Annotated in this window: 20 protein-coding genes, 1 pseudogene and 1 riboswitch; of the genes and pseudogenes, 13 read left to right on the top strand and 8 right to left on the bottom strand. The window is 71.2% G+C overall.

From position 1 onward, the window contains the following. Positions 1-2202, bottom strand: coding sequence for a glycogen debranching protein GlgX (glgX, locus tag DEJ46_RS11840; RefSeq protein ID WP_150265875.1), 2202 nt, complete (start codon positions 2200-2202; stop codon positions 1-3). Between the two features lie 235 nt (positions 2203-2437). On the opposite strand from glgX, the gene DEJ46_RS11835 reads away from it, so the two are divergent. The 6 genes from DEJ46_RS11835 to DEJ46_RS11810 all read left to right on the top strand — a co-directional run bounded on the left by DEJ46_RS11835 (position 2438) and on the right by DEJ46_RS11810 (position 8868). Further along, a complete protein-coding gene (locus tag DEJ46_RS11835; protein ID WP_150274340.1) occupies positions 2438-3604 on the top strand; it encodes an Ig-like domain-containing protein in 1167 nt (388 codons plus the stop codon). A 203-nt stretch (positions 3605-3807) separates the two neighbouring features. Next, complete coding sequence (locus DEJ46_RS11830; RefSeq protein ID WP_150265874.1) at positions 3808-5070, top strand: Ig-like domain-containing protein; 1263 nt, start codon at positions 3808-3810, stop codon at positions 5068-5070. Positions 5071-5158: 88 nt separating this feature from the next. Next, on the top strand, positions 5159-5926 hold the full coding sequence (locus tag DEJ46_RS11825) for an enoyl-CoA hydratase/isomerase family protein (RefSeq protein ID WP_150265873.1): 768 nt from the start codon (positions 5159-5161) through the stop codon (positions 5924-5926). A gap of 82 nt (positions 5927-6008) precedes the next feature. Further along, positions 6009-6515 carry an ATP-binding protein gene (locus tag DEJ46_RS11820; protein WP_150265871.1) on the top strand — a complete coding sequence of 169 codons (507 nt, stop codon included), beginning with the start codon at positions 6009-6011 and terminating at the stop codon, positions 6513-6515. A 299-nt stretch (positions 6516-6814) separates the two neighbouring features. After that, positions 6815-7684 (top strand): polysaccharide deacetylase family protein, encoded by an 870-nt coding sequence (locus tag DEJ46_RS11815; RefSeq protein WP_223834597.1) that lies wholly within the window; start codon positions 6815-6817, stop codon positions 7682-7684. Further along, positions 7684-8868, top strand: a complete 1185-nt coding sequence (locus DEJ46_RS11810; RefSeq protein WP_150265869.1) for a YncE family protein — start codon at positions 7684-7686, stop codon at positions 8866-8868. Before DEJ46_RS11815 ends, DEJ46_RS11810 begins: the two co-directional genes overlap by 1 nt. Here the strand turns inward: DEJ46_RS11810 and DEJ46_RS39830 are convergent. Further along, a pseudogene (locus tag DEJ46_RS39830) lies at positions 8864-9064 on the bottom strand (GNAT family N-acetyltransferase); the annotation flags it as partial. The gene DEJ46_RS11810 and the pseudogene DEJ46_RS39830 overlap by 5 nt on opposite strands. 26 nt (positions 9065-9090) lie before the next feature. Between DEJ46_RS39830 and DEJ46_RS11800 the strand changes: the two are divergent. Further along, positions 9091-9306 carry an EF-hand domain-containing protein gene (locus DEJ46_RS11800; protein WP_024756557.1) on the top strand — a complete coding sequence of 72 codons (216 nt, stop codon included), beginning with the start codon at positions 9091-9093 and terminating at the stop codon, positions 9304-9306. Positions 9307-9374: 68 nt separating this feature from the next. Then, entirely contained in the window at positions 9375-10292 is a 918-nt protein-coding gene (locus DEJ46_RS11795) for a CopD family protein (protein ID WP_150265867.1), read from the top strand. 57 nt (positions 10293-10349) lie between these two features. Here DEJ46_RS11795 and DEJ46_RS11790 read toward each other — a convergent pair whose 3' ends face one another. From DEJ46_RS11790 to gcvT, 6 genes are all read right to left on the bottom strand, one after another. Next, on the bottom strand, positions 10350-10919 hold the full coding sequence (locus DEJ46_RS11790; protein ID WP_150265865.1) for a DUF7010 family protein: 570 nt from the start codon (positions 10917-10919) through the stop codon (positions 10350-10352). 86 nt (positions 10920-11005) lie between these two features. Next, the gene (locus DEJ46_RS11785) at positions 11006-11902 is read right to left on the bottom strand and encodes a hypothetical protein (RefSeq protein ID WP_223834596.1); all 897 of its coding nucleotides are present in this window, start codon (positions 11900-11902) and stop codon (positions 11006-11008) included. A gap of 110 nt (positions 11903-12012) precedes the next feature. Continuing rightward, positions 12013-13383 (bottom strand): L-serine ammonia-lyase, encoded by a 1371-nt coding sequence (locus DEJ46_RS11780; RefSeq protein ID WP_150265861.1) that lies wholly within the window; start codon positions 13381-13383, stop codon positions 12013-12015. A gap of 159 nt (positions 13384-13542) precedes the next feature. After that, on the bottom strand, positions 13543-14811 hold the full coding sequence (gene glyA / locus DEJ46_RS11775; protein WP_150265859.1) for a serine hydroxymethyltransferase: 1269 nt from the start codon (positions 14809-14811) through the stop codon (positions 13543-13545). A 31-nt stretch (positions 14812-14842) separates the two neighbouring features. Continuing rightward, the gene (gene gcvH, locus DEJ46_RS11770; protein ID WP_150265857.1) at positions 14843-15220 is read right to left on the bottom strand and encodes a glycine cleavage system protein GcvH; all 378 of its coding nucleotides are present in this window, start codon (positions 15218-15220) and stop codon (positions 14843-14845) included. A gap of 77 nt (positions 15221-15297) precedes the next feature. Further along, the gene (gene gcvT, locus DEJ46_RS11765; RefSeq protein WP_150265855.1) at positions 15298-16422 is read right to left on the bottom strand and encodes a glycine cleavage system aminomethyltransferase GcvT; all 1125 of its coding nucleotides are present in this window, start codon (positions 16420-16422) and stop codon (positions 15298-15300) included. A 172-nt stretch (positions 16423-16594) separates the two neighbouring features. After that, positions 16595-16694, bottom strand: a riboswitch (glycine riboswitch). A 151-nt stretch (positions 16695-16845) separates the two neighbouring features. Between gcvT and DEJ46_RS11760 the strand changes: the two genes are divergently transcribed. The 5 genes from DEJ46_RS11760 to DEJ46_RS11740 all read left to right on the top strand — a co-directional run bounded on the left by DEJ46_RS11760 (position 16846) and on the right by DEJ46_RS11740 (position 22602). Continuing rightward, on the top strand, positions 16846-17532 hold the full coding sequence (locus DEJ46_RS11760) for an AAA family ATPase (RefSeq protein ID WP_150265853.1): 687 nt from the start codon (positions 16846-16848) through the stop codon (positions 17530-17532). 164 nt (positions 17533-17696) lie between these two features. After that, entirely contained in the window at positions 17697-18437 is a 741-nt protein-coding gene (locus tag DEJ46_RS11755) for an enhanced serine sensitivity protein SseB (protein ID WP_150265851.1), read from the top strand. 99 nt (positions 18438-18536) lie between these two features. After that, complete coding sequence (locus DEJ46_RS11750) at positions 18537-19328, top strand: enhanced serine sensitivity protein SseB C-terminal domain-containing protein (protein WP_150265849.1); 792 nt, start codon at positions 18537-18539, stop codon at positions 19326-19328. A 362-nt stretch (positions 19329-19690) separates the two neighbouring features. Further along, positions 19691-20719, top strand: a complete 1029-nt coding sequence (locus DEJ46_RS11745) for an ABC transporter permease (protein ID WP_150265847.1) — start codon at positions 19691-19693, stop codon at positions 20717-20719. A 110-nt stretch (positions 20720-20829) separates the two neighbouring features. Then, positions 20830-22602: an ABC transporter substrate-binding protein gene (locus tag DEJ46_RS11740; protein WP_190622589.1), complete on the top strand. Its 1773-nt coding sequence runs from the start codon at positions 20830-20832 to the stop codon at positions 22600-22602. Positions 22603-22685: the final 83 nt, after the last annotated feature.

Here is a 22685-nt window from a genome sequence, read left to right as displayed (position 1 = left end):
TCATGCCTTCACCCGCAGCAGCACCGTCGAGCGCGCGCCCACGGTGATCGTCCCGCCGCCCCGGTGCACCGTGCCCGGCGCCCGCGACTGGTCCTCCCGGGTGGTGTCGACGAGGAGTTCGTACGACTCCGCCCAGGGCGGGCCCGGCAGCCGGAACTCCAGCGGCGTGTGGCCGGCGTGCAGGACGGCGAGGAAGCTGTCGTCGGTGATCTGCTCCCCTCGCTCGTCCCGGCCGGGGATGTCCCGGCCCGACAGGTAGAGGCCGAGCGTCGCCGTCGGCGCGTACCAGTCCCGCTCCGTCATCTCACCGCCGTCCGCGCCGAACCAGGCCAGGTCCCGCAGCCCGTCCGCGCCCTGCGCCCGCCCCGAGAAGAAGGCCCGGCGGCGCAGCACCGGGTGGCGGTGGCGCAGGGCGAGCAGCCGGCGGGTCAGGGCGAGGAGCTGGGCCCGCCCCGGGTCCTCCGGCAGCGACCAGTCGAGCCAGCCGATCTCGTTGTCCTGGCAGTACGCGTTGTTGTTGCCGCCCTGGGTGCGGCCCATCTCGTCGCCGGCGACGAGCATCGGCACCCCGGTCGACAGAAGGAGGGTGGTGAGGAGGTTGCGGAGCTGGCGGCGGCGCAGCGCCTGGATGGCCGGGTCGTCCGTCTCGCCCTCGGTCCCGCAGTTCCAGGATCGGTTGTCGTGGGTGCCGTCCCGGTTCCCCTCGCCGTTGGCCTCGTTGTGCTTCCGCTCGTAGGTGACGAGGTCCCGGAGGGTGAAGCCGTCGTGCGCGGTGACGAAGTTGACCGAGGCGTACGGCCGTCGCCCGCCCCAGGCGTACAGGTCGCTGGAGCCGGAGAGCCGGTAGCCGAGGTCCCGCACGTCGGGCAGCGCGCCCCGCCAGAAGTCCCGTACGGCGTCCCTGTAGCGGTCGTTCCACTCCGTCCACAGGGGCGGGAAGGCACCCACCTGGTAGCCGCCGTTGCCCACGTCCCAGGGCTCGGCGATGAGCTTGACCCGGCGGAGCACCGGGTCCTGGGCGATGACCGCGAGGAAGGGGGAGAGCATGTCGACGTCGTGCATCGAGCGGGCCAGGGCCGCCGCCAGGTCGAAGCGGAAGCCGTCGACACCCATCTCCGTGACCCAGTAGCGGAGGCTGTCGGTGATGAGGCGCAGCACCTGCGGCTGCACCACGTGCAGCGTGTTGCCGCAGCCCGTGTAGTCGGCGTACCGGCGGGCGTCGGACTGGAGGCGGTAGTAGCCGCGGTTGTCGATGCCCTTGAGGGAGAGGGTGGGACCGAGCTCGCCCGCCTCCGCCGTGTGGTTGTAGACGACGTCGAGGATGACCTCGATCCCGGCCGCGTGCAGCGCCCGCACCATCCGCTTGAACTCGCCGACCTGCTGCCCGGTCGTCCCGGAGGAGGAGTAGGCGGCGTGCGGGGCGAAGTAGCCGAGGGAGTTGTACCCCCAGTAGTTGCTCAGCCCGCGCCGCAGCAGATGGTCCTCGTGCGCGAACTGGTGGACGGGCAGCAGCTCGACCGCCGTCACCCCGAGCCGTACGAGGTGCTCGATCGCCGCGGGGTGCGCGAGCCCCGCGTACGTGCCGCGGAGCCGCTCGGGGATGCCGGGGTGCTGTTGCGTGAAGCCCTTCACGTGCAGCTCGTAGATGACCGAGTCCTGCCAGGGCGTCTTCGGTCTGCGGTCGTCCGACCAGTCGTCGTCGTCCTGGACGACGACTCCCTTGGGGACGTACGGGGCGGAGTCCCGGTCGTCGCGGACGGTGTCGGCGACATGCTGCTGCGGCCAGTCCCGCACGTGCCCGTACACCTCGGGCGGCAGCGAGAAGTCCCCCTCGACCGCACGCGCGTACGGGTCGAGGAGCAGCTTCGCCGGGTTCCAGCGGGCACCCGTCCACGGGTCCCAGCGGCCGTGCACCCGGTAGCCGTACCGTTGCCCGGCACCGATACCGGGCACGAAGCCGTGCCAGATCTCGTGGGTCAGCTCGGTCAGCGGCAGCCGCCGCTCCGTGCCGTCCGCGTCGAAGAGGCACAGCTCCACGGCCTCCGCGCCCCCCGCCCACAGGGCGAAGTTGGTGCCCGTCACCCCGCCAGGACCGACCCGGCACCGGGCGCCGAGCGGCGTCGGCGCCCCCGGCCACACCGGCGGTCGGGCCCGCTCCAGGGCATGTTCCTGTACCGCCTCCTGCTCGGCTGCGCTCGACACCGTCCCGGCCTCCCGCGGCTCGTGGGGCTCGTGGGGCCCGCACCCGGGGGAGCGGCGGCGTCCCGGCCGCCGCTCCCGCGCGTCGTTCTTTCCCGTCGTCCTCCCTGTTCTGCCCGCACGGCCGTGCTCCCAACATGGCCCGCACGCACGTTTCCCCTGGAGGGGGGCTGTCGTTGGGCCGAGCGTGAATCGTGTATGGAAGCGGGCGAGGTACGCCCTCGCGGTGGCGGGACTGATGGCGGGCCTCGTGGGCTGCACAGGAACGGGCGGCGAGGGGGGCGTCGACATCTCCCTGCCGGGCAAGGCGCGGGCCCCCGGGGACGTCATCCGGGTGAGTCCGGAGGACGGCAGCCGGGGGGTGTCGGCCGAGGGCCCCGTCGAGGTACGGGTGGACAGCGGGCGGCTCGAACGGGTGACGGTCGTCCAGGTCGAGGACGCCCAGCGGACCCGGGTGCCCGGCGAGATCTCGGCGGACGGGCTGAGCTGGCGGCCCCGGGCCGACGCCCGGCTCGCGCTGGCCGCCAAGTACAGCGTGGACGCCGTCGCGCTCGACGCCCACGGCCGCCGCTCGGCCCGGCACACCACCTTCACGACCGTGGTGCCGGAGAGCCGGTTCATCGGCTACTTCAAGCCGGAGAACCGTTCCACTGTCGGCACCGGCATGATCGTCTCCTTCTCCTTCAACCGGCCCATCGAGAACCGCGACGACGTCGAGCGCGCCGTGCGCATCACCTCGGACCCGCCGGTCGAGGTCGTCGGCCACTGGTTCGGCAAGGAGCGGCTCGACTTCCGCCCCGCCGCGTACTGGCAGCCGGGCACGAAGGTCACCGTCGACCTCGCGCTCCGCGACGTCGAGGGGGCGCCCGGCGTGTACGGCATCCAGCGCAAGAAGGTCGGCTTCACGGTCGGCCGCTCCCAGGTCTCCGTCGTCGACGCCGCCGCGCACACGATGGAGGTCCGCAGGGACGGGAAGGTCCTGGCCACGGTACCGATCACCGCGGGCGCGCCGAAGACCACCACGTACAACGGCAAAATGGTCGTCACGGAGCTGTACGACGTGACGCGGATGGACGGGCGGACGGTCGGCTTCGGAGGCGAGTACGACATCAAGGACGTCCCGCACGCGATGCGGCTCACCGAGTCGGGGACCTTCCTGCACGGCAACTACTGGGCCTCGCCCTCCACGTTCGGCTCGGCCAACGTCAGCCACGGCTGTGTGGGGCTCCGGGACGAGAAGGGCGGCAGCGCGGACTCCCCGGCGGGCTGGTTCTTCGACCGGACGCTCATCGGCGACGTGGTGGAGGTGGTCAACTCGCGTGACCGGAAGGTCGCTCCCGACAACGGGCTCGGCGGCTGGAACATGGACTGGGTCCACTGGAAGGCCGGTTCGGCGCTGAGGTGAGGGGTCCCCGTCGTCCCTCTTGCGCCCCTTTCGCCACCAGGTCATCACCTTCTCGCCCTAGCACGCCGATCGGGACGGAACGGTGACATTCGCGAGGATCTTTCGTGTCCTGCGGTGTGATTATCTAGCGCCGTGTGCGCGAGCGGATGCGCACGGGGGTGGGGCCGTGGCAGTGCCAGGCCGTGCGAGGGGAGACGACCACAGTGAACGGGCAGCCGATATCGGGGGCATCGGTAGGAGCTACGGGCCGGCGCGGCCGACGACGCGGGGGCGTCCGTCTGCAGGCGCTGGCCGCGGGGGCTCTGCTCCTCGTCCTCACCGCCTGCGGCGGCGGCGAGACCGGCGGCGCCAAGGGGGGCCAGGACCCGGCATCGCAAGGGAGCGGCAAGCCGGAGAACGCCGCCTCCCAGGCGGTCGTGACGATCCTTCCGAAGGACGGTGCCGACTCGGTCGCCACCAGCGGGGCCCTCAAGGTCACCGCCGCGCAGGGCAAGCTGGCCACGGTCACGGTCGCCGACTCCAAGGGCATCGCGGTCGAGGGCAAGATCGCGGCGGACGGTGCCAGCTGGGCGCCCACCGCCCACCTGTCCGCGGGGACCCAGTACAAGGTCCACGCGGTCGCGAAGGACGCCGAGGGCCGCGAGTCGGCGAAGGACACCACCTTCACCACCCTGGTCCCGAAGAACACCTTCATCGGCCACTACACGCCGGAGGACGGTTCGACCGTCGGCGTCGGCATGCCGGTCTCCATCAACTTCACCCGGGGCATCACCGACCCGGACGCCGTCGAGAAGGCCATCAAGGTGACGGCCGAGCCGGCCGTGGAGATCGAGGGGCACTGGTTCGGCAACGACCGCCTCGACTTCCGCCCGGAGGAGTACTGGGCCGCGGGCACCAAGGTCACGGTCGACCTCAACCTGGACGGCGTCGAGGGCCGCCCGGGCGTCTACGGCAAGCAGAAGAAGACGATCAGCTTCACCATCGGCCGCCGTCAGGTCTCCACCGTCGACGCCAGCGCCAAGACGATGAAGATCGAGCGGGACGGCTCGATCATCAAGACGCTGCCGATCACCGCGGGCGCCCCGTCGACGACCACGTACAACGGCCAGATGGTCATCAGCGAGAAGTACAAGGTGACCCGCATGAACGGGGCCACGGTCGGCTTCGGCGGCGAGTACGACATCAAGGACGTCCCGCACGCGATGCGGCTCTCCACCTCGGGCACCTTCGTGCACGGCAACTACTGGGCCCCGAAGAGCACCTTCGGCTCCTCCAACGTCAGCCACGGCTGCGTCGGCCTGTCGGACACGCGCGGCGCGGGCGACAGCTCGACCCCGGCCGCCTGGTTCTACGACCGCTCGATCATCGGTGACGTGATCGTCGTCAAGAACTCCAAGGACAAGCAGATCCAGCCGGAGAACGGCCTCAACGGCTGGAACATGCCGTGGTCGGAGTGGACCAAGTAAGTCGTCGAGCAAGTCGTTCGTGAGGGACCCGGTGCTGTGAGCAACAGCACCGGGTCTCTTCACGTTAACGCCGACTAACCTTCCCTCCATGACTGTGAACCTCGAAGTCGCCGACGGCGTCGGCACGATCCGCCTCGACCGCCCCCCGATGAACGCGCTCGACATCGCCACCCAGGACCGGCTGCGCGAGCTGGCCCAGGAGGCGACCGACCGCGACGACGTGCGGGCCGTGATCCTCTACGGCGGCGAGAAGGTGTTCGCGGCCGGCGCGGACATCAAGGAGATGCAGGTCATGGACCACGTGGCCATGGTCAAGCGCTCGCGCGCCCTCCAGGACTCCTTCACGGCGATCGCCCGCATCCCGAAGCCCGTCGTCGCCGCCGTCACCGGCTACGCCCTCGGGGGCGGCTGCGAGCTCGCGCTCTGCGCCGACTACCGGATCGCCGCCGACAACGCGAAGCTGGGTCAGCCGGAGATCCTGCTCGGCCTCATCCCCGGTGCGGGCGGCACCCAGCGGCTCTCCCGGCTGGTCGGCCCCTCCCGCGCCAAGGACCTCATCTTCACCGGCCGCATGGTGAAGGCGGACGAGGCCCTCACGCTCGGCCTGGTCGACCGGGTCGTCCCGGCCGCCGAGGTGTACGAGCAGGCGCACGCCTGGGCCGCGAAGCTGGCACAGGGTCCGGCCGTCGCCCTGCGGGCCGCGAAGGAGGCCGTCGACCAGGGTCTGGAGACCGACATCGACACCGGTCTCGCGATCGAACGCACCTGGTTCGCCGGGCTGTTCGCGACCGCGGACCGGGAGGCCGGGATGCGCAGCTTCGTCGAGGAGGGCCCGGGCAAGGCGAAGTTCGCCTGAGGCGCGCTCGAGGACGGGACCGCGGGGGCCGATTCCGCCGGAACGGCCCCCGCGGGCGGCTCCGTGCGGCCATGATGGGGGCATGGCGGGCCTGGAGGGTAGGGAACAACCGTGGCAGCGCGGCAGCGCCGCCGCCCCACGGTGGTCACCGACCGTGGATGAGGAACAGGTCCCCGACGTACTGGAGTTGTACGGCAATCCGGCGGAGGAGGACGTGCGGCTGCCGTCCCGCCCCGAGTCGGCCTGGGTGGCCCGCCGGCTCACCCAGGGCGTGGTCCAGCGCCAGTGGGGGCTCGGCCCGCAGATCGCCGAGCACGCGGTGCTGCTGGTCTCGGAGCTCGTCGGCAACGCCGTCCGGCACACCGGAGCCCGGTCCTTCGCGCTGCGGCTGCACCGGCGGCGCGGCTCGATCCGGATCGAGGTCCGTGACCCCTCGCGCGGGCTGCCCTGTCTGATGCCCGTGGGCGAGCTCGACATCAGCGGCCGGGGGCTCATGCTCGTCGACAAGCTCTCCGACCGCTGGGGTGTGGACCTCGGGCCGCGCGGCAAGACGACCTGGTTCGAGATGAGGGTCGCCGACCGCACCTGAGGACGGCCCAGGACGCACGAAAGCCCCCGTCCGCCGTAGTGGGGCGCCTGGGGGCTCTCGTCTGCTGCGCCGTGGACGGGGGGGTGTATCCACGGCGCCTATGTCGACCTGTGCCCGGGTCAATGGGGGTCGTGTCTCCGACTATGACAGACGGGCGGCCTCGTCGCCAAAAGTCCCTACCGGGATGAATTCGGTCAAATAGGGATTGATCGTCTATGAATCATTGGTGACCTGCGGCACTCGCCTTGCAAACATTGAATGGCTATGCGGTTCATCGATTGTTTCCCCGGCTCGTCCGCATGCTGGACGCCCCGGTGTGGCCCGCAAACGTCCTGAATCGGCCTAATCATCACGATTCGGTCGAGATCCTTCTTTACTGGTCGCGTGAAGCCGACCGACCGCCGCGGTGCCCTCCGGGTGGGCGCGGCCGCCGCCCTCGCGGGAGCCCTCGCCACCGGCTGCGGTACGGAGCCCCGCCCCGCCCCGCCTCCCGCCGCCCCGGAGCCGCGCCGGGCACGGCGCCCGCCGCCGCCCCGGCCGCCGCCCCCGCCCCGCGCCGCTTCCCCGGCCGGCCCGCCGAGATCGGCCACGGGCCCCGCGACCGGCCCCGCGTCGCCCTCACCTTCCACGGCCAGGGCGACCCCGCCCTCGCCCGCACCCTCCTCGGCCAGGCGGAGAAGGCCGGCGCCCGCGTCACGGTCCTCGCCGTCGGCACCTGGCTCGACGAACACCCCGGCATGGCCCGCCGCATCCTCGACGGCGGCCACGACCTCGGCAACCACACCCAGCACCACACCGACATCAACACCATGACCGAGGCGGAGGCCCACGCGGAGATCGAGGCCTGCGCCACCCGCCTGCGCCGCCTCACCGGCTCCGTCGGCACCTGGTTCCGGCCCTCCAGGACCCAGCACGCCTCCCGGGCCGTCCTGCGCGCCGCCCACCGCGCCGGATACCCGCACACCCTCTCGTACGACGTCGACTCCCTCGACTTCACCTCACCCGGCGCCGCCGCGATCGTCCGCAACGTCACCGGCCCCCTCCGGCCCGGATCGGTCGTCAGCCTGCACTTCGGCTACCCGGAGACCGCCGCCGCGCTGCCCCTCCTCCTCGCCGACCTCGACCGCCGCGGACTGCGCGCGGTCACCACCACGGAGCTGCTGACCTGATGGCACACCTCACCGCGCGCAGCGGGGCCCTCCTCGCCACGGCCCTGCTCGTCACTCTCGCGGGCTGCGGCGGCGCGAACCAGGCCGGGGACGGCGCCACCGGGGTCAAGAAGGCCGCCGCCCCCGCCGTACCGAAGCCCGCCGCGGCCCCCGCCGGGCTCCCCGGCATGCCGCCGCTCCTCGACCCCAACGACGTCTACGCCGCGGACCGGCCGAACAAGCTCTCCCCGGTCGTCAGGAACTTCCCCTCCCGGGTCTACGTCCCCAACACCAACTCCAACACCGTCTCCGTCATCGACCCGACGACCTACCAGGTCGTCGAGACGATCCCCGTCGGCATCCAGCCCCAGCACGTCGTGCCCTCCTGGGACATGAAGACCCTCTGGGTCAACAACAACCGGGGCCACACCCTCACCCCCATCGACCCCGCCACCGGCGTCGCGGGCAAGCCGGTCGAGGTCCACGACCCGTACAACCTCTACTTCACGCCCAACGGCAAGTACGCGATCGTCATGGCCTCCCTCGACCGCGAACTCGTCTTCCGCGACCCGCACACCATGGAGCGGAGGAAGACCGTCCCGGTGAGCTGCTACGGCGTCAACCACGCCGACTTCTCCGCCGACGGACGCTACTTCGTCGTCTCCTGTGAGTTCTCCGGCGAGCTGCTCAAGGTCGACACGGAGAAGATGGAGGTGATCGGCCAGCAGAAGCTGCCCTTCGAGGGCGCCATGCCCCAGGACGTCAAGATCTCCCCGGACGGCAAGACGTTCTACGTCGCCGACATGATGGCCCACGGCATGTGGGTGCTCGACGGCGAGAAGTTCACCACCCCCACCCTGCTGCCCACCGGCAAGGGCTGCCACGGCCTCTACATCAGCCGGGACTCCCGCGAGATGTACGTCCCCAACCGCGGCGAGGGCTCGGTCTCCGTCTTCGACTTCGGGAAGAACAAGCTCACCAAGAAGTGGTGGCTCCCGGACGGCGGCTCACCCGACATGGGCGGCGTCTCCGCCGACGGCAAGGTCCTGTGGCTGTCCGGGCGATACGACTCCGAGGTGTACGCCATCGACACGACCAGCGGCGAGCAGCTCGCCCGCATCCCCGTCGGCGGCGGCCCCCACGGCCTCGCCGTCTACCCGCAGCCCGGCCGCTACTCCCTCGGCCACACCGGCATCTTCCGGTAGGGGCGTCCGGGTCGCCCGACGTGGCCGCCGGCTCCACCCGTGCCCACTCCGGATCGACGTCCGTGAACACCACCGAATGGGCGGTGAAGGCGAGCACGCCCGCGTCCTGCCGGTTCGGCTGCGGCACGACCGTCGTGGAACCGTCCGGGGGAGGGAACTCCCCGAGGCGCGGGCCCGCTAATCTGACCACCGTCAGTGAAGCACCAAGAAGGGGCGGAAGCAGTGGCGGACATCGACGCGGCACGCACGGCATTCAACAAGTTCGACGCCGACGGGGACGGTTTCATCACCGCCGCGGAGTACAAGAGCCTCATGGCGCAGCACGGCGACTTCAACGTCACCGAGTCGGTCGCCGAGGTCCTCATCAAGCAGCGCGACGACAACGGTGACGGCGTGCTGTCCTGGGACGAGTTCTGGGCGCACTACAGCAAGGCCTGATCCGCCCGCCCGGACGGGCGGCGCCAGCTTGAGTTGCCGCCCGTCCGGGGCTCGGTGACGATCGTCCGGTGACGCTTCCCGGACCCTTCGGTACCCCGAGCCGTCTGACCGCGGCGGTCCTCGCCGCGGTCGCCGCCCTCGCCGTCATAGGCCTCGCCCTGCTGGGCGCCGGCCTCGCCCAGACGGGCACCGGCGAGCTCCGGATACCCGCCGCCGGCACCACCGCGCTCCTGCGCTTCCTCGTCCTCACGGGCCTCGCCGTCCACGTCGGCGAACTCGCCGGACGCCGTCTCGCCGGGGAAGGACCCCGGCCCCGCGCCCTGTCCGTGCCCGCCGCCCTGCTCGCCTCGGCCGCCTCCGCCGGACTCCTGCTGCTCCTCGCCGCCGTCAGCGGGCTGAGCCTGCCCGTCGTGTACGGGCTGCGCGAGGGCCGCCTCCTGCTCGTCACGGCCAACGCCTTCGCCCTCGCCGCACTGTGCGCCGCCTCCCGGCGCCCCGTCCTCGCCGTGGTGCCTTTGGCCGTCGCGGTCGTCGCCGAGGCGCTGCGCGCCCACACGGAGACGTACACCCCGGCCGTGGGCATCGGGCTCACCGTCGTCCACCTCACGGGAGCCTCGCTCTGGCTCGGCACGCTCCTGTACGTGCTGCGCACCATGAAACTGCGGCGCGGCGGCCGAGACGTGCTCCTCCGCTACGCCCGGATGGCCGCCGTCGTCTACGCGGCCCTGGCGGTCACCGGCACGGCCTCCACCCTGCGCAGACTGCCGCTGGACGCCGTCCTGACCACGGCCTACGGCCGGATCCTGCTGGTCAAGCTGCTGATCTTCGGCGGGGTGAGCCTGCTGGCCCTGGCGGCCAGGAGCCGCATGCTGTCGGGCGGCGCCGCCGAGGCCCCGGCCCGGATCGAGGCGGCCGCGCTGATGGTGGTCATGGTCGTCTCGGCACTCCTCACGGTGGTCCCCGACCCGCACTGGATCGCGCCCTAGGGGGTGCCTTGCCCCCTAGGGGGTGTCCGGAAAGTCCCGCCTGGCCCGCGACACCCCCTAGCCCCGCAGGGCCACGTGGAACGACGAGCCCCACAGCACGGCGGCCGCGCCCAGACCCACCACCGCACGGGTCGTCTCCGCCGAGGCCCCGGTCGCGAGGACGGCGAGACCGGCCAGGGCGAGCGCCGTCAGGAGGATGGCGGTCCACCGGTACTGCGGCTGGTCGAAGAGGCGCGCCAGCGGGAAGAAGTGCAGACCGACGACCAGGCAGATCCCGACCGGGATGAACTCCGGGTGGCCCGACGCGTTCGACGCGGCGATCACCGCGAAGATCGCCAGCAGCTCGGCACCGTTGACCAGGCCGACCCCGCGGTTCCACTTCTCCGGCAGCCGCACCAGGCGGGTGACGGGGCCTTGGGTGCCCCGGAAGGCGACCACGACGGCGCCGGCCGTCACGGCCGCCGCGACGACACCGAGCGCGATCGACACCGGGGCCGCCGCCACCCCCGAACCGCCCGCGAGGGCCCAGACGAGGCCGAAGCCGGCGAGGACGATCGCACCGCGGCGGCGCAGACCGCGTGTGAGGGCGAGGCACTCCGCGTCGGTCGTCTCTGTCGGTGTGGTCATGACGCGGACACTACAGGCGGCTCCGGGGCGGCGAACCGCTTTTCGACCGACAGGGACCGGCCGCCAGGGACCTTGAGGGACAGGCGCTACCGGGCGGTGACGGGGGCCTCGATCCGGCCGGTGAAAACGCCCCGGGTGTCCGCCCCGAGCTCCTGCGCGTAGCGGAGCTGCCGGCCCTCGTGCGGGACGGCGAAGCCGAAGGAGGAACGGTAGGACCTCATCCGGTGCGTCTTCGCGTCCAGGACGAGGCTCTCCTCCAGCCCGGTCAGGACGATCTTCTTCTCGCCCGCCGTGACCCCGGCCTTCCGCAGCTTCCTCAGAGTCGGCAGGAACTCCCGGGCGGCCCGCGCGACCGCCGGCCGTTCCTCGCGCTCGGCCAGGGTCGCGGAGGGCACCCGCAGCCGGAGCCGGATCTCGCCGCCGGACCTGACGACCTCGATCCGCTCGCCCCGTTCGGCGTAGTCGGCGAAGGAGGCCAGGGCGTCCAGCGGGTCCTCCACCTTGGCGGCGATCTCCGGGTCGGTCAGGGGTCCCTTGGTCCAGGGAGCGCCGGGTGCGCCTTCCCGCACGTACCCGGTGCCGCCCGCGGAGACGACCTCTTCGGCCTTGCTTCCGTTCTTGCCGGTGACCGTGCCGGTCTGGTGCAGGGCCTCCGGGCCGGCCGTCCGGTCCACCCTGGCGGAGTACGAGGCCCTGCTGCCCTGCCCCTCCGGGGCGCCGGACTGCGTCAGCGACTCCTTGCCCGTCACCGTGAAGGTCCAGCCGGCCTCGGCGCCCATGGCCGCCTCCGCCCGCGCCAGCAGCTCCGTCGCGCCCGCCGGAGCGCGGGAGGCGGACGGGGGAGCCGTCACGGACCGGGGAGCCGTCACGGACGGGGGAGCCGTCGTGGTCCCGGCCGCCGGGCCCGAGGTCTGTGGCGCCCCGCAGCCGCTCGCGGCGGCGATCCCGGCCAGGCCGGCCGCCACCCACAGGAGTTTCCGCATCGCTTCTCCGCCTCGTCCGGTGCTCGTGATCATCAGCGGTCGCGGATTGTAGGCCGCGCGCCGCCCGCGATCACCTCACCGGACAAAGCGGGACGAGTCAGGGGCAGGCCTCAGCACTCGATGATGTTCACCGCGAGACCGCCACGCGCGGTCTCCTTGTACTTGACGCTCATGTCCGCGCCCGTCTCCTTCATGGTCTTGATGACCTTGTCGAGGGAGACCAGGTGGCTGCCGTCGCCGCGCATGGCCATCTTCGCGGCCGTGACCGCCTTGACCGCCGCCATGCCGTTCCGCTCGATGCACGGGATCTGCACGAGGCCGCCGACCGGGTCGCAGGTCAGGCCCAGGTTGTGCTCCATGCCGATCTCGGCGGCGTTCTCCACCTGCTCCGGGGTGCCGCCGAGGACCTCGGCGAGCGCGCCCGCCGCCATCGAGCAGGCCGAGCCGACCTCGCCCTGGCAGCCGACCTCGGCGCCCGAGATGGAGGCGTTCTCCTTGAAGAGCATGCCGACCGCGCCGGCCGCGAGCATGAAGCGGACGATGCCGTCCTCGTCGGCGCCGGGCACGAAGTTCGTGTAGTAGTGCAGGACCGCCGGGATGATGCCGGCCGCGCCGTTCGTCGGGGCGGTGACCACCCGGCCGCCCGCCGCGTTCTCCTCGTTCACGGCCATCGCGTAGAGGGTGATCCACTCCATCGCCAGCGCCGCCGGGTCGCCCTCGGAGCGCAGCTTGCGGGCCGTGTTCGCGGCGCGCCGGCGCACCTTCAGACCGCCCGGCAGGATGCCCTCGCGGGACATGCCGCGCGAGACGCAGGCCTGCATGACCCGCCAGATCTCCAGGAGGCCGGCGCGGATCTCGTCCTCGGTGCGCCAGGCCTTCTCGTTCTCCAGCATCATCGAGGAGATCGAGAGGCCGGTCTCCTTGGCGAGGCGCAGCAGCTCGTCGCCGGTGCGGAAGGGGTACTTCAGGACGGTGTCGTCCGGGACGATCGGGTTCTCGCCGGCGACCGCGTCCTCGTCGACGACGAAGCCGCCGCCGACCGAGTAGTACGTCTTCTCCAGGACGAGCGCGCCCTCGGCGTCGTACGCGAAGATCGTCATCCCGTTGGCGTGGTACGGGAGCGCCTTGCGGCGGTGCAGGATCAGGTCGGCGTCGAAGTCGAAGGGGATCTCGTGCGCGCCGAGGAGGTTGATCCGGCCGCTCGACTTGATGCGCTCGACCTCGTCGTCCGCGGTCTCGACGTCCACCGTGCGCGGCGAGCTGCCCTCCAGGCCGAGGAGCACCGCCTTGGGGGTGCCGTGGCCGTGGCCGGTCGCGCCCAGGGAGCCGTACAGCTCCGCCCGTATGGCCGCGGTGTGGGCGAGCAGGCCCTCGTTCTTCAGGCGGCGGGCGAACATCCGGGCCGCGCGCATCGGGCCCACCGTGTGGGAGCTGGACGGGCCGATGCCGATCGAGAACAGGTCGAAGACCGAGATGGCCACGGGGGACTCCTTGTGGGGGCTAGACGCCGTTGTCTGCCGGGGTGGTGCAGAAACGTTGATCATGGGGCGGGGCACCGCGCTCACTGTCCAGTGTGCGCGGTGCCCCAGAGGTTTCGTACGAACGGCCGCGGACGGGCCGCAGAACAAAAGGGTACGAAATTACTTCAGGCCGGGGTACAGCGGGTGCTTGTCGGCCAGCGCGGTGACCCGGGCCTTGAGGGCCTCGGCCTTGTCGCCGTCGAAGCCCGGCTTCAGGGTCTCCGCGATGATGTCGGCGACCTCGGTGAAGTCCTCGGTGCCGAAGCCGCGGGTCGCGAGCGCCGGCGTGCCGATGCGCAGACCCGAGGTGACCATCGGCGGACGCGGGTCGTTCGGAACGGCGTTCCGGTTGACCGTGATGCCGACCTCGTGGAGACGGTCCTCGGCCTGCTGGCCGTCGAGCTCCGAGTTGCGCAGGTCGACGAGGACCAGGTGCACGTCCGTGCCGCCGGACAGGACCGAGACACCGTGCGCGGTGACGTCGTCCTGGACCAGGCGCTCGGCGAGGATGCGGGCGCCGTCCAGGGTGCGCTGCTGGCGCTCCTTGAAGTCCTCCGAGGCCGCGACCTTGAAGGAGACGGCCTTGGCCGCGATCACGTGCTCCAGCGGGCCGCCCTGGAAACCGGGGAAGACCGAGGAGTTCAGCTTCTTCGCGAACTCCTTCTTCGCGAGGATGATGCCGCCGCGGGGGCCGCCGAGCGTCTTGTGCGTGGTGGAGGTCACCACGTCCGCGTACTCGACCGGGTTCGGGTGCAGACCGGCCGCGACCAGACCCGCGAAGTGGGCCATGTCGACCCACAGGTACGCCTCGACCTCGTCGGCGATCCGGCGGAACTCCGCGAAGTCCAGCTGGCGCGGGTAGGCGGACCAGCCCGCGATGATGACCTTCGGGCGGTGCTCCTTGGCGAGGCGCTCGACCTCGGCCATGTCCACCAGACCGGCCTCGTCCACGTGGTACGCGACCACGTTGAACTGCTTGCCGGAGAAGTTCAGGCGCATGCCGTGGGTGAGGTGGCCGCCGTGCGCCAGGTCCAGACCCAGGATCGTGTCGCCCGGCTGGGCGATCGCGAAGAGGGCGGCCTGGTTCGCGGAGGCGCCGGAGTGCGGCTGGACGTTGGCGTACTCGGCGCCGAACAGGTCCTTGACCCGGTCGATCGCGATCTGCTCGGCCACGTCGACGTGCTCGCAGCCGCCGTAGTAGCGGCGGCCCGGGTAGCCCTCGGCGTACTTGTTGGTGAGGACGGAGCCCTGGGCCTCCATGACCGCGACCGGAGCGAAGTTCTCCGAGGCGATCATCTCGAGGGTGGACTGCTGACGAAGGAGCTCGGCGTCGACGGCGGCGGCGACGTCGGGGTCCAGCTCGTGGAGGGGAGTGTTCAGAAGCGACATGAATCGATCCCTAGGGGTCTCGGGCCCGGTCTCAGCCGGCGGAGAACGCGGTGTACTCGTCGGCGGAGAGCAGCTCGTCCGGCTCGCCCGCGACACGTACCTTGAACAGCCAGCCACCCTCGAACGGAGCCGTGTTCACCAGCGACGGGTCGTCCACCACGTCCTGGTTGGCGGCGACGACCTCACCCGTGACGGGGGAGTACAGGTCGCTCACGGACTTCGTCGACTCCAGCTCGCCACAGGTCTCGCCCGCGGTGACGGTCGAGCCGACCTCGGGGAGCTGGGCGTAGACGACGTCACCGAGCGCGTTGGCCGCGAACTCCGTGATGCCGACCGTCGCGACGCCGTCCTCGGCGGCCGACAGCCACTCGTGCTCCTTGGTGTAGCGCAGCTGCTGGGGGTTGCTCATGACCTGATTCTCCTGGATCGGGGGGGTACTGATGAACGCGGGTCTCGCGGGGTGAGACCCGGGGTGAGACGACTGCGTCACTTCTGGCGCTTGTAGAACGGCAGCGCCACGACCTCGTAGGGCTCGTGGGTGCCGCGGATGTCCACACCTACACCCTCGGTGCCCGGCGCGGCGTGCGCCGCGTCCACGTACGCGATCGCGATCGGCTTACCGAGCGTCGGGGACGGGGCGCCCGAGGTCACCTCGCCGATCACGACACCGTCCTTGACGACGGAGAAACCGGCGCGCGGGACCCGGCGGCCCTCGGCGACCAGGCCGACGAGCTTGCGCGGCGGGGCGGTCTCGGCTCGCTCGGCGGCCTTCTCGAGCGCCTCGCGGCCGACGAAGCGGCCGTCGTTGGTCGTCTTCTCGAACTTGACGACCCGGCCGAGACCGGCGTCGAAGGGGGTGAGGGCGGTCGTCAGCTCGTGGCCGTACAGCGGCATGCCCGCCTCCAGGCGGAGCGTGTCGCGGCAGGACAGGCCGCAGGGGATCAGACCGACCGGGGCGCCCGCCTCGGTCAGCGCCTTCCAGACGCCCTCGGCGTGCTCGGGCTTCAGGAAGAGCTCGAAGCCGTCCTCGCCGGTGTAGCCGGTACGGGCGATGAGGGCCGGGACGCCCGCGACGGTGCCGGGGAGGCCGGCGTAGTACTTCAGGCCGTCCAGGTCGGCGTCGGTGAGCTGCTTCAGGATGCCGGGGGACTCCGGGCCCTGTACCGCGATCAGGGCGTACGCGTCACGGTCGTCGCGGACCTCGGCGTCGAAGCCCTCGGAGCGGGCCACGAGCGCGTCCAGGACGATCTGCGCGTTGGAGGCGTTGGCGACGACCATGTACTCCGTCTCGCCGAGGCGGTAGACGATCAGGTCGTCGAGGATGCCGCCGTCCTCCTGGCAGATCATCGTGTAGCGGGCGCGGCCCACGCCCACCGTGGAGATGTTGCCGACGAGGGCGTGGTCGAGGAGCTCCACGGCCTGCGGACCGGTGACGGTGATCTCGCCCATGTGGGAGAGGTCGAAGAGGCCCGCCTTGGTCCGGACGGCGACGTGCTCGTCCCGCTCGCTGGCGTAGCGCAGCGGCATGTCCCAGCCCGCGAAGTCGGTCATGGTCGCGCCCAGCGAACGATGCAGCGCATCGAGGGCGGTCAGACGGGGGGCAGTGCTCATGGGGTGGCTCCCGGATCCCAAGGGCGGTTCGGTGACGAAACACATGACGGGCGAGGACGTCCTCCCCATCTGTCATGGAACCTGAGAGGTTCACCGAGAGCATCTCGTCGACGAGAGATCGGCTTGCACCTTGGGTGGGGACACGGAAGGGTGTCCCGCTTTTCAGATCTGCCTCATCCACGCGGTACGGGGCCTGAGAGATTCAAGGGAGGGTCTTGCTCCTTCGGCGTCCGGACGCCTGGGGCGGTCCGGAACTCTCCCGCGCGGATTCGAGCGGCCGGTATGAGGTTGTGTGGCGACTGTGCGCGCCTGGCGCGCACATCATTGCACGCGTCCTCCGCGTGGCACATCACTTGTATCTCATTACCGCTTCTTTACACTTTGTGGGCAAGGGTCTCCTGAGGCCCGGCAGGGGGAGCAGCGATGAGGATCCAGCACACCGGCGCATACGCGACGAGTACCGGCATACCGCCCCAGCGCGCCCGGGCCCGCACCAGGGCGGGGAGCGGGACGCGCCGCCGCCGTGGCCGGATCCTGCGGGACCTGCGCGAGCGCGGCGGCCGGGGGCCCCGGGGCCTCACCTTCGCGGTCGGCGACCTCGTCGTCGTCTCCGGGCTGCCCGGCAGCGGCAAGTCCACCCTCATGAAGCGCGCCGCCGACGGCCGGGGCATCGACTCCCAGGACGCCCGCGAGCGCTGGGAGGCCCGCATGCCGCGCCTCCTGCCGTACGCGGTCTACCGCCCCCTGGTCCGGATCGCGCACTACGCCGGGCTGCGCCGCGCCCTGCGCTCCGGCGCGAGCGTGATCGTGCACGACTGCGGCACCCAGTCCTGGGTGCGCGGATGGCTCGCCCGCGAGGCGCGGCGCCGCGGCGCGGCCCTGCACCTGATCCTGCTCGACGTCACCCCGGACACCGCACGGGACGGCCAGCGCGCCCGGGGCCGCGGAGTCTCCGCGTACGCCTTCGCCCGGCACCGGCGGGCCGTCGGCCGGATGCTGAAGGCCGCCGAGTCGGGCAGCCTGCCGCACGGCTGCGCCTCGGCGACCCTCCTCGACCGGGACTCCGCGGACGCCCTGCGGAAGATTGGCTTCCGCAACGCGGCCGCCTGAGGACCGCCATCGGTGCGGTCCGAGGGGCGTCCCCGGGCGCCGTGTGTGGGCCGTCCCTCACTCGTACCCCCTGCTTTTGGCCACGGCGGTGTCAGGGCGGCGTTAGGGTGCTGCGGGGCGGCGCGGGAGGGCGCGCAACCCGCGAGACATGGGGAAGAGGGACCGTGGACGTGACGTGGCCGGGCAACGAGCTCGAAGAGGTGCTGGCCGCCTCGCTCGGCAACCCCGCGGCAGGGGGCCGACTGGTCGAGGTGCTGGGCCGCAGCCCGGTCTGGGTGCCCCTGCCCAACGGCGGCAGCACCGAGAGCTCCGACCTGGACCTCGCCACCATGGAGATCGACGGCGCGGCCTTCGTCCCCGTCTTCAGCTCCGAGCAGCAGTTCCTCGCCTGTGTCGGCACCCACATGTCCTACACCGTCGCCCCCGCCCGCGACTTCGCCCGCGGCCTGCCCCCGCAGCTCGGCATCGCCGTGAACCCCGGCGGCACCGTCGGCGTCCCGCTGCCCCCGCCCGCCGTCGCGGAACTCTGCCGCGTCGGCCGCACCCCGCTCGACGGCCCCGCCAGCGGCGGCCGCGTCCGGCTCTTCGAGCCCGACTGGCAGGACGACCCCGTCGACTTCCTCGCCGCCGCCTCCACCGAGTTCGAGGCCACCGGAGTCGTCGCCACCGCCCGCCGCGCCCTCGCGAGCGTCGAGGGCACCGAACCCGCCCTCTTCATCGGCGTCCAGCTCGTCGCCTGGGACGGCGTCGACCGCAACGCACCCCTGGACGCCCTCGGCCGCGCCCTCGGCCGTGTCGAGGCCGCCTGGCCGGTCAACCTCATCCTGCTCGACATGGCGCAGGATCCGGTCGGCGACTGGATGCTGGAGCGGGTACGCCCCTTCTACCAGCGCGCCGCCGGGTGAGCGGCACCCTGTTTAAGCTGAACTGAACTGGACCGAGCGCGGCCGAACCGAATCAGCGGCCGGCCGGACGTGGTGAACGGAAGAGGGGCGGGACCCAGGGTGAGCGCGTCGAGCACCGCTGCGACCGGAGGGGTCGAGCACATGCTGCGCCAGGTGGCACCCGGACGCTACGACGCGTACGAGAGGCTGCTGCACGCCCTGGCCGACGGCGAGGTCTGGATGCTGCTCTGGCAGGGCTCGCCCGGCTCTCCCGACGCCCAGTACGGGAACATGGAGGTCGACGGCTTCGGCTACGCGCCCTGCGTCACCTCCGCCCAGGAGCTCGCCGCCTCCGGCTGGAACCGCGCCCACGAGCTCGTCACCGGCCGCGAGATGGCCCGCGCCCTCTACCCCGACCGCTGGGGCATCTGGCTCAATCCGCACGCTCCCGGCGGCGGCGTCGGCATCCCCTGGGCCGACCTGCGCCGCATCGCCACCGGGCTCGACCGGATGCCCGCCGGGCCGCTGCGCGTCAGCGAGCCCGCGCTGGAGATCCCGCAGTTCTACGCCCTGCTCACGCAGAACGCGCACCGCACCCCGGCCGTCCGCTCGCTGCGCCGCGGCTGGGTGCAGCCCGCGCTCGGCTCCCCGTACCTCGCCGTCGGACTCGACCTGTACGACACCTCCGCGGCCGCCGTCGACTCCGTCCGCGCGATGATGCGCCAGTCGATCTCCGCCGTCCCCGACGGGCTGCCCGTCTCGACGGTCGCGCTCTCCGACGCGTACGACCCGGTGGCCCTCTGGCTGAGCGCCCACGCGCGCCCCTTCTACGACCGCGAGGCGCACGCGGGCCGCGGATCCGCCCCCGCGCCGGGCTACGGCTACCCGCCTCCGGCCCCGTCCGGATACTGAGACGCCACCCTTCTCGCCTCACACCTCGACGGCCTCCGGAGTCCTCTCCGGAGGCCGTTGTTCGCCCCAATACCGCACCTCGAACGCCTAGTTGTGCGACATGTCCGATTGGGGGGAAGAGCGCCCGAGATGGTCCGCTCAGGTGATCACGACGTCCGGATAACGGAAGTCGCAGCACCGCATCACGTTTGAGCAAACATTCCCCGTCAGGGCTGGCGGGTGATCGCAAACGCATTGAAGACTCCCCGGAACACAGGGCGTTCGGCTCCTTTCGAGCCGGTGCCCAGCAGGTTGTTCCACCGAGCCGCTACCCGCGGCGGGCAAGGGCCGGCTACCGGCGGCCGAGAGGGGTCCTCACCACGATGACGGCACCACTGCACGAGACGAGTGCGGGCGAGTCGACCGCCACCGTCGTCGGCGCGCCCGACGCTCCCGGCACACCGGACAACTCCGGCACCTCCGCCAAGGCCATCCAGGGCCGCTCGCCCTGGCAGATCGCCTGGACCCGCCTCAAGCGCGACAAACTCGCCCTCGCGGGCGCCTTCGTCGTCGTCTTCCTCATCCTGGTCGCGATCTTCGCCCCGGCCATCGTCGGTCTCCTCGGCCACCCGCCGAACGAGTTCCACGAGGACCAGATCGACCCGCTCTTCGGTACGCCGATCGGGTCGTGGGGCGGCATCAGCTCCGAATACCTGCTGGGCGTCGAGCCGGTCAACGGCCGCGACGTCTTCAGCCGGATCGTCTACGGCGCCCGGATCTCGCTGCTCGTCGCCTTCCTCGCGGCGGTCTTCGCGGTCGTCCTCGGCACCGTCCTCGGCATCATCGCGGGCTACTTCGGCGGCTGGATCGACGCCGCCCTCAGCCGCGTCATGGACGTCATGCTCGCCTTCCCGCAGCTGCTCTTCACGATCGCCCTGGTCTCGGTGCTGCCCAACGAGCTCCTCGGCCTCGACGGTTCGGGCGTGCGCATCGCCGCCCTGGTGCTCGTGATCGGCTTCTTCGGCTGGCCGTACGTCGGCCGCATCGTCCGCGGCCAGACCCTCTCGCTGCGCAACCGCGAGTACATCGAGGCCGCCCAGAGCCTGGGTGCCGGCCGTCTCTACATCCTGCGTCGCGAGCTGCTGCCCAACCTGATCGCCCCGATCATGGTCTACGCGACGCTCATGATCCCCACCAACATCCTCACCGAAGCGGCGCTCAGCTTCCTCGGTGCGGGTGTGAAGCCGCCCACGGCTTCCTGGGGCCAGATGCTGTCGACGGCCATCACCACCTACGAGGCGGACCCCGTGTTCATGGTGATCCCCGGCCTCGCGATCTTCATCACCGTCCTGGCGTTCAACCTCTTCGGCGACGGCGTGCGTGACGCGCTCGACCCGAAGGGCTCCCGCTGACCGCTCACCGACGACACCCAAGACCCGCCCCTGCCGCTGGCGACAGGAGGCTCATCCCCCAACGGCGGACCGACATGACGGCCGTCACTACTCCGGAGGTTGCGAGACCCATGACTCTGATGAGCTCTCAGAGGCGCAGAATCGCCGCGGGCGCACTGCTGGCGGCGGCCACGATGGTCGTCACCACGGCGTGCGGCGGTGACGGTGGCAGCAAGACGGGCGACAAGGGCCCGAAGGGCACGGCCGGCTTCAACGCCGCCGTCAACAAGGTCGCGAACCCCTCGGACAAGAAGGGCGGCGAGCTGAAGTTCATCGGCTCGCAGGAGGCCGACTCGTGGGACCCGCAGCGCGGTTACTACGGCTTCGTGTGGGACTTCGCCCGCTACTACACCCGCCAGCTGGTCACCTTCAAGGCCGAGCCGGGCGCCGCCTCCACCGAGCTCGTCCCGGACCTCGCGACCGACGCCGGCAAGGTCTCGGCCGACGGCCTCACCTACACCTTCACGCTGAAGGACGGGGTGACCTGGGAGGACGGCAAGCCGATCACCTCCAAGGACATCAAGTACGGCATCGAGCGCATCTGGGCCCAGGACGTCATCTCCGGCGGCCCGATCTACCTCCAGCAGGTCCTCGACCCCAAGAACGAGTACAAGGGCCCGTACAAGGACACCACCCCGGACAAGCTCGGCCTGAAGGCGATCGAGACCCCGGACGACAAGACCATCATCTTCAAGCTGCCGGTCGCCAACGGTGACTTCCTGCAGATGCTGGCCATGCCCGCCGCGTCCCCGGTCCGCCAGGACAAGGACACCAAGGCGAAGTACCAGCTGAAGCCCTTCTCCTCCGGTCCGTACAAGTGGGAGTCGTACACCCCGAACAAGTCCATCAAGCTTGTCCGCAACGACAAGTGGGACGCCAAGACGGACACCGTCCGCAAGGCCCTGCCGGACAAGATCAGCGTCACGTTCACCACGAACGCCGACGACATGGACAACCGCCTCGTCGAGGGCGAGTACGACCTCGACATCAACGCGACGGGCGTCGGCGCCGCCGCGCGCCAGAAGGTGCTCCAGCAGCACAAGGGCAACGTCGACAACCCGCAGACGGGCTTCATCCGCTACGCGGTCTTCCCGCAGACGGTGATCCCCAACGTCGAGTGCCGCAAGGCCATCATCTACGCGGCCGACTCCAAGTCGCTGCAGACCGCCCGTGGTGGCCCGCAGGGCGGTGGCGACATCGCCACCAACATGCTGCCGCCGGCGCTCAAGGGCGCCGACGCGAAGGCCGACCCGTACGGCAAGCTCAGCGGCGCGCCGGACCTCGCCAAGGCGAAGGACGCCCTGAAGAAGTGCGGCAAGCCGAACGGCTTCAAGACCACGATCGCGGTCCGCAACAACAAGAAGGTCGAGATCGCGACCGCCGAGTCCCTCCAGCAGTCGCTGCTGAAGGTCGGCATCGACGCCCAGATCGACCTGTTCGACGGCGCCCAGACGTCCGGCATCATCGGTTCGCCGAAGGTCGTCAAGGACAAGGGCTACGGCATCATCATCATGGGCTGGGGCGCCGACTTCCCGACCGGCCAGGGCTTCCTCCAGCCGCTGGTCGACGGCCGCTTCATCCTCAAGAGCGGTAACAACAACTTCTCCGAGCTGAACGACAAGGCCATCAACGGCCTCTTCGACCAGGCGCTGAAGGAGACCGACCCCGACAAGGCCGGCGAGCTCTACAAGCAGATCAACACGAAGGTCTCGGAGGCCGCGGTCTACCTGCCCTTCACCCACGAGAAGAACATCATCTGGCGCAGCTCCCGGCTGACCAACGTCTACACGGCGGACGCCTACAACGGCCGCTACGACTACGCGTCGCTCGGCGTCGTCAAGTAATCCGACCCGCTCCACCGGCGCACCACCCGCCGCCAGGTCCGAAGGGCAGGTGATGGCCGAAGGCGGCGGCCGGGGGACCCGAT

The organism is Streptomyces venezuelae (assembly GCF_008642375.1).
Taxonomy (GTDB): Bacteria; Actinomycetota; Actinomycetes; order Streptomycetales; family Streptomycetaceae; genus Streptomyces; species Streptomyces venezuelae_G.
The sequence above is the reverse complement of the archived record's forward strand: the minus strand, read 5'-3'. Positions and strand labels throughout refer to the sequence as shown.

Bases quoted from the DNA above. Each gene is read 5' to 3' on its own strand.
- DEJ46_RS11835 (WP_150274340.1), top strand. From the start codon at position 2,438: ATGGCGGGCCTCGTGGGCTGCACAGGAACGGGCGGCGAGGGGGGCGTC.
- DEJ46_RS11825 (WP_150265873.1), top strand. From the start codon at position 5,159: ATGACTGTGAACCTCGAAGTCGCCGACGGCGTCGGCACGATCCGCCTC.
- DEJ46_RS11820 (WP_150265871.1), top strand. From the start codon at position 6,009: ATGGCGGGCCTGGAGGGTAGGGAACAACCGTGGCAGCGCGGCAGCGCC.
- DEJ46_RS11815 (WP_223834597.1), top strand. From the start codon at position 6,815: ATGCTGGACGCCCCGGTGTGGCCCGCAAACGTCCTGAATCGGCCTAAT.
- DEJ46_RS11810 (WP_150265869.1), top strand. From the start codon at position 7,684: ATGGCACACCTCACCGCGCGCAGCGGGGCCCTCCTCGCCACGGCCCTG.
- DEJ46_RS11790 (WP_150265865.1), bottom strand. From the start codon at position 10,919: ATGACCACACCGACAGAGACGACCGACGCGGAGTGCCTCGCCCTCACA.
- DEJ46_RS11785 (WP_223834596.1), bottom strand. From the start codon at position 11,902: ATGCGGAAACTCCTGTGGGTGGCGGCCGGCCTGGCCGGGATCGCCGCC.
- glyA (WP_150265859.1), bottom strand. From the start codon at position 14,811: ATGTCGCTTCTGAACACTCCCCTCCACGAGCTGGACCCCGACGTCGCC.
- gcvH (WP_150265857.1), bottom strand. From the start codon at position 15,220: ATGAGCAACCCCCAGCAGCTGCGCTACACCAAGGAGCACGAGTGGCTG.
- gcvT (WP_150265855.1), bottom strand. From the start codon at position 16,422: ATGAGCACTGCCCCCCGTCTGACCGCCCTCGATGCGCTGCATCGTTCG.
- DEJ46_RS11760 (WP_150265853.1), top strand. From the start codon at position 16,846: ATGAGGATCCAGCACACCGGCGCATACGCGACGAGTACCGGCATACCG.
- DEJ46_RS11745 (WP_150265847.1), top strand. From the start codon at position 19,691: ATGACGGCACCACTGCACGAGACGAGTGCGGGCGAGTCGACCGCCACC.
- DEJ46_RS11740 (WP_190622589.1), top strand. From the start codon at position 20,830: ATGACTCTGATGAGCTCTCAGAGGCGCAGAATCGCCGCGGGCGCACTG.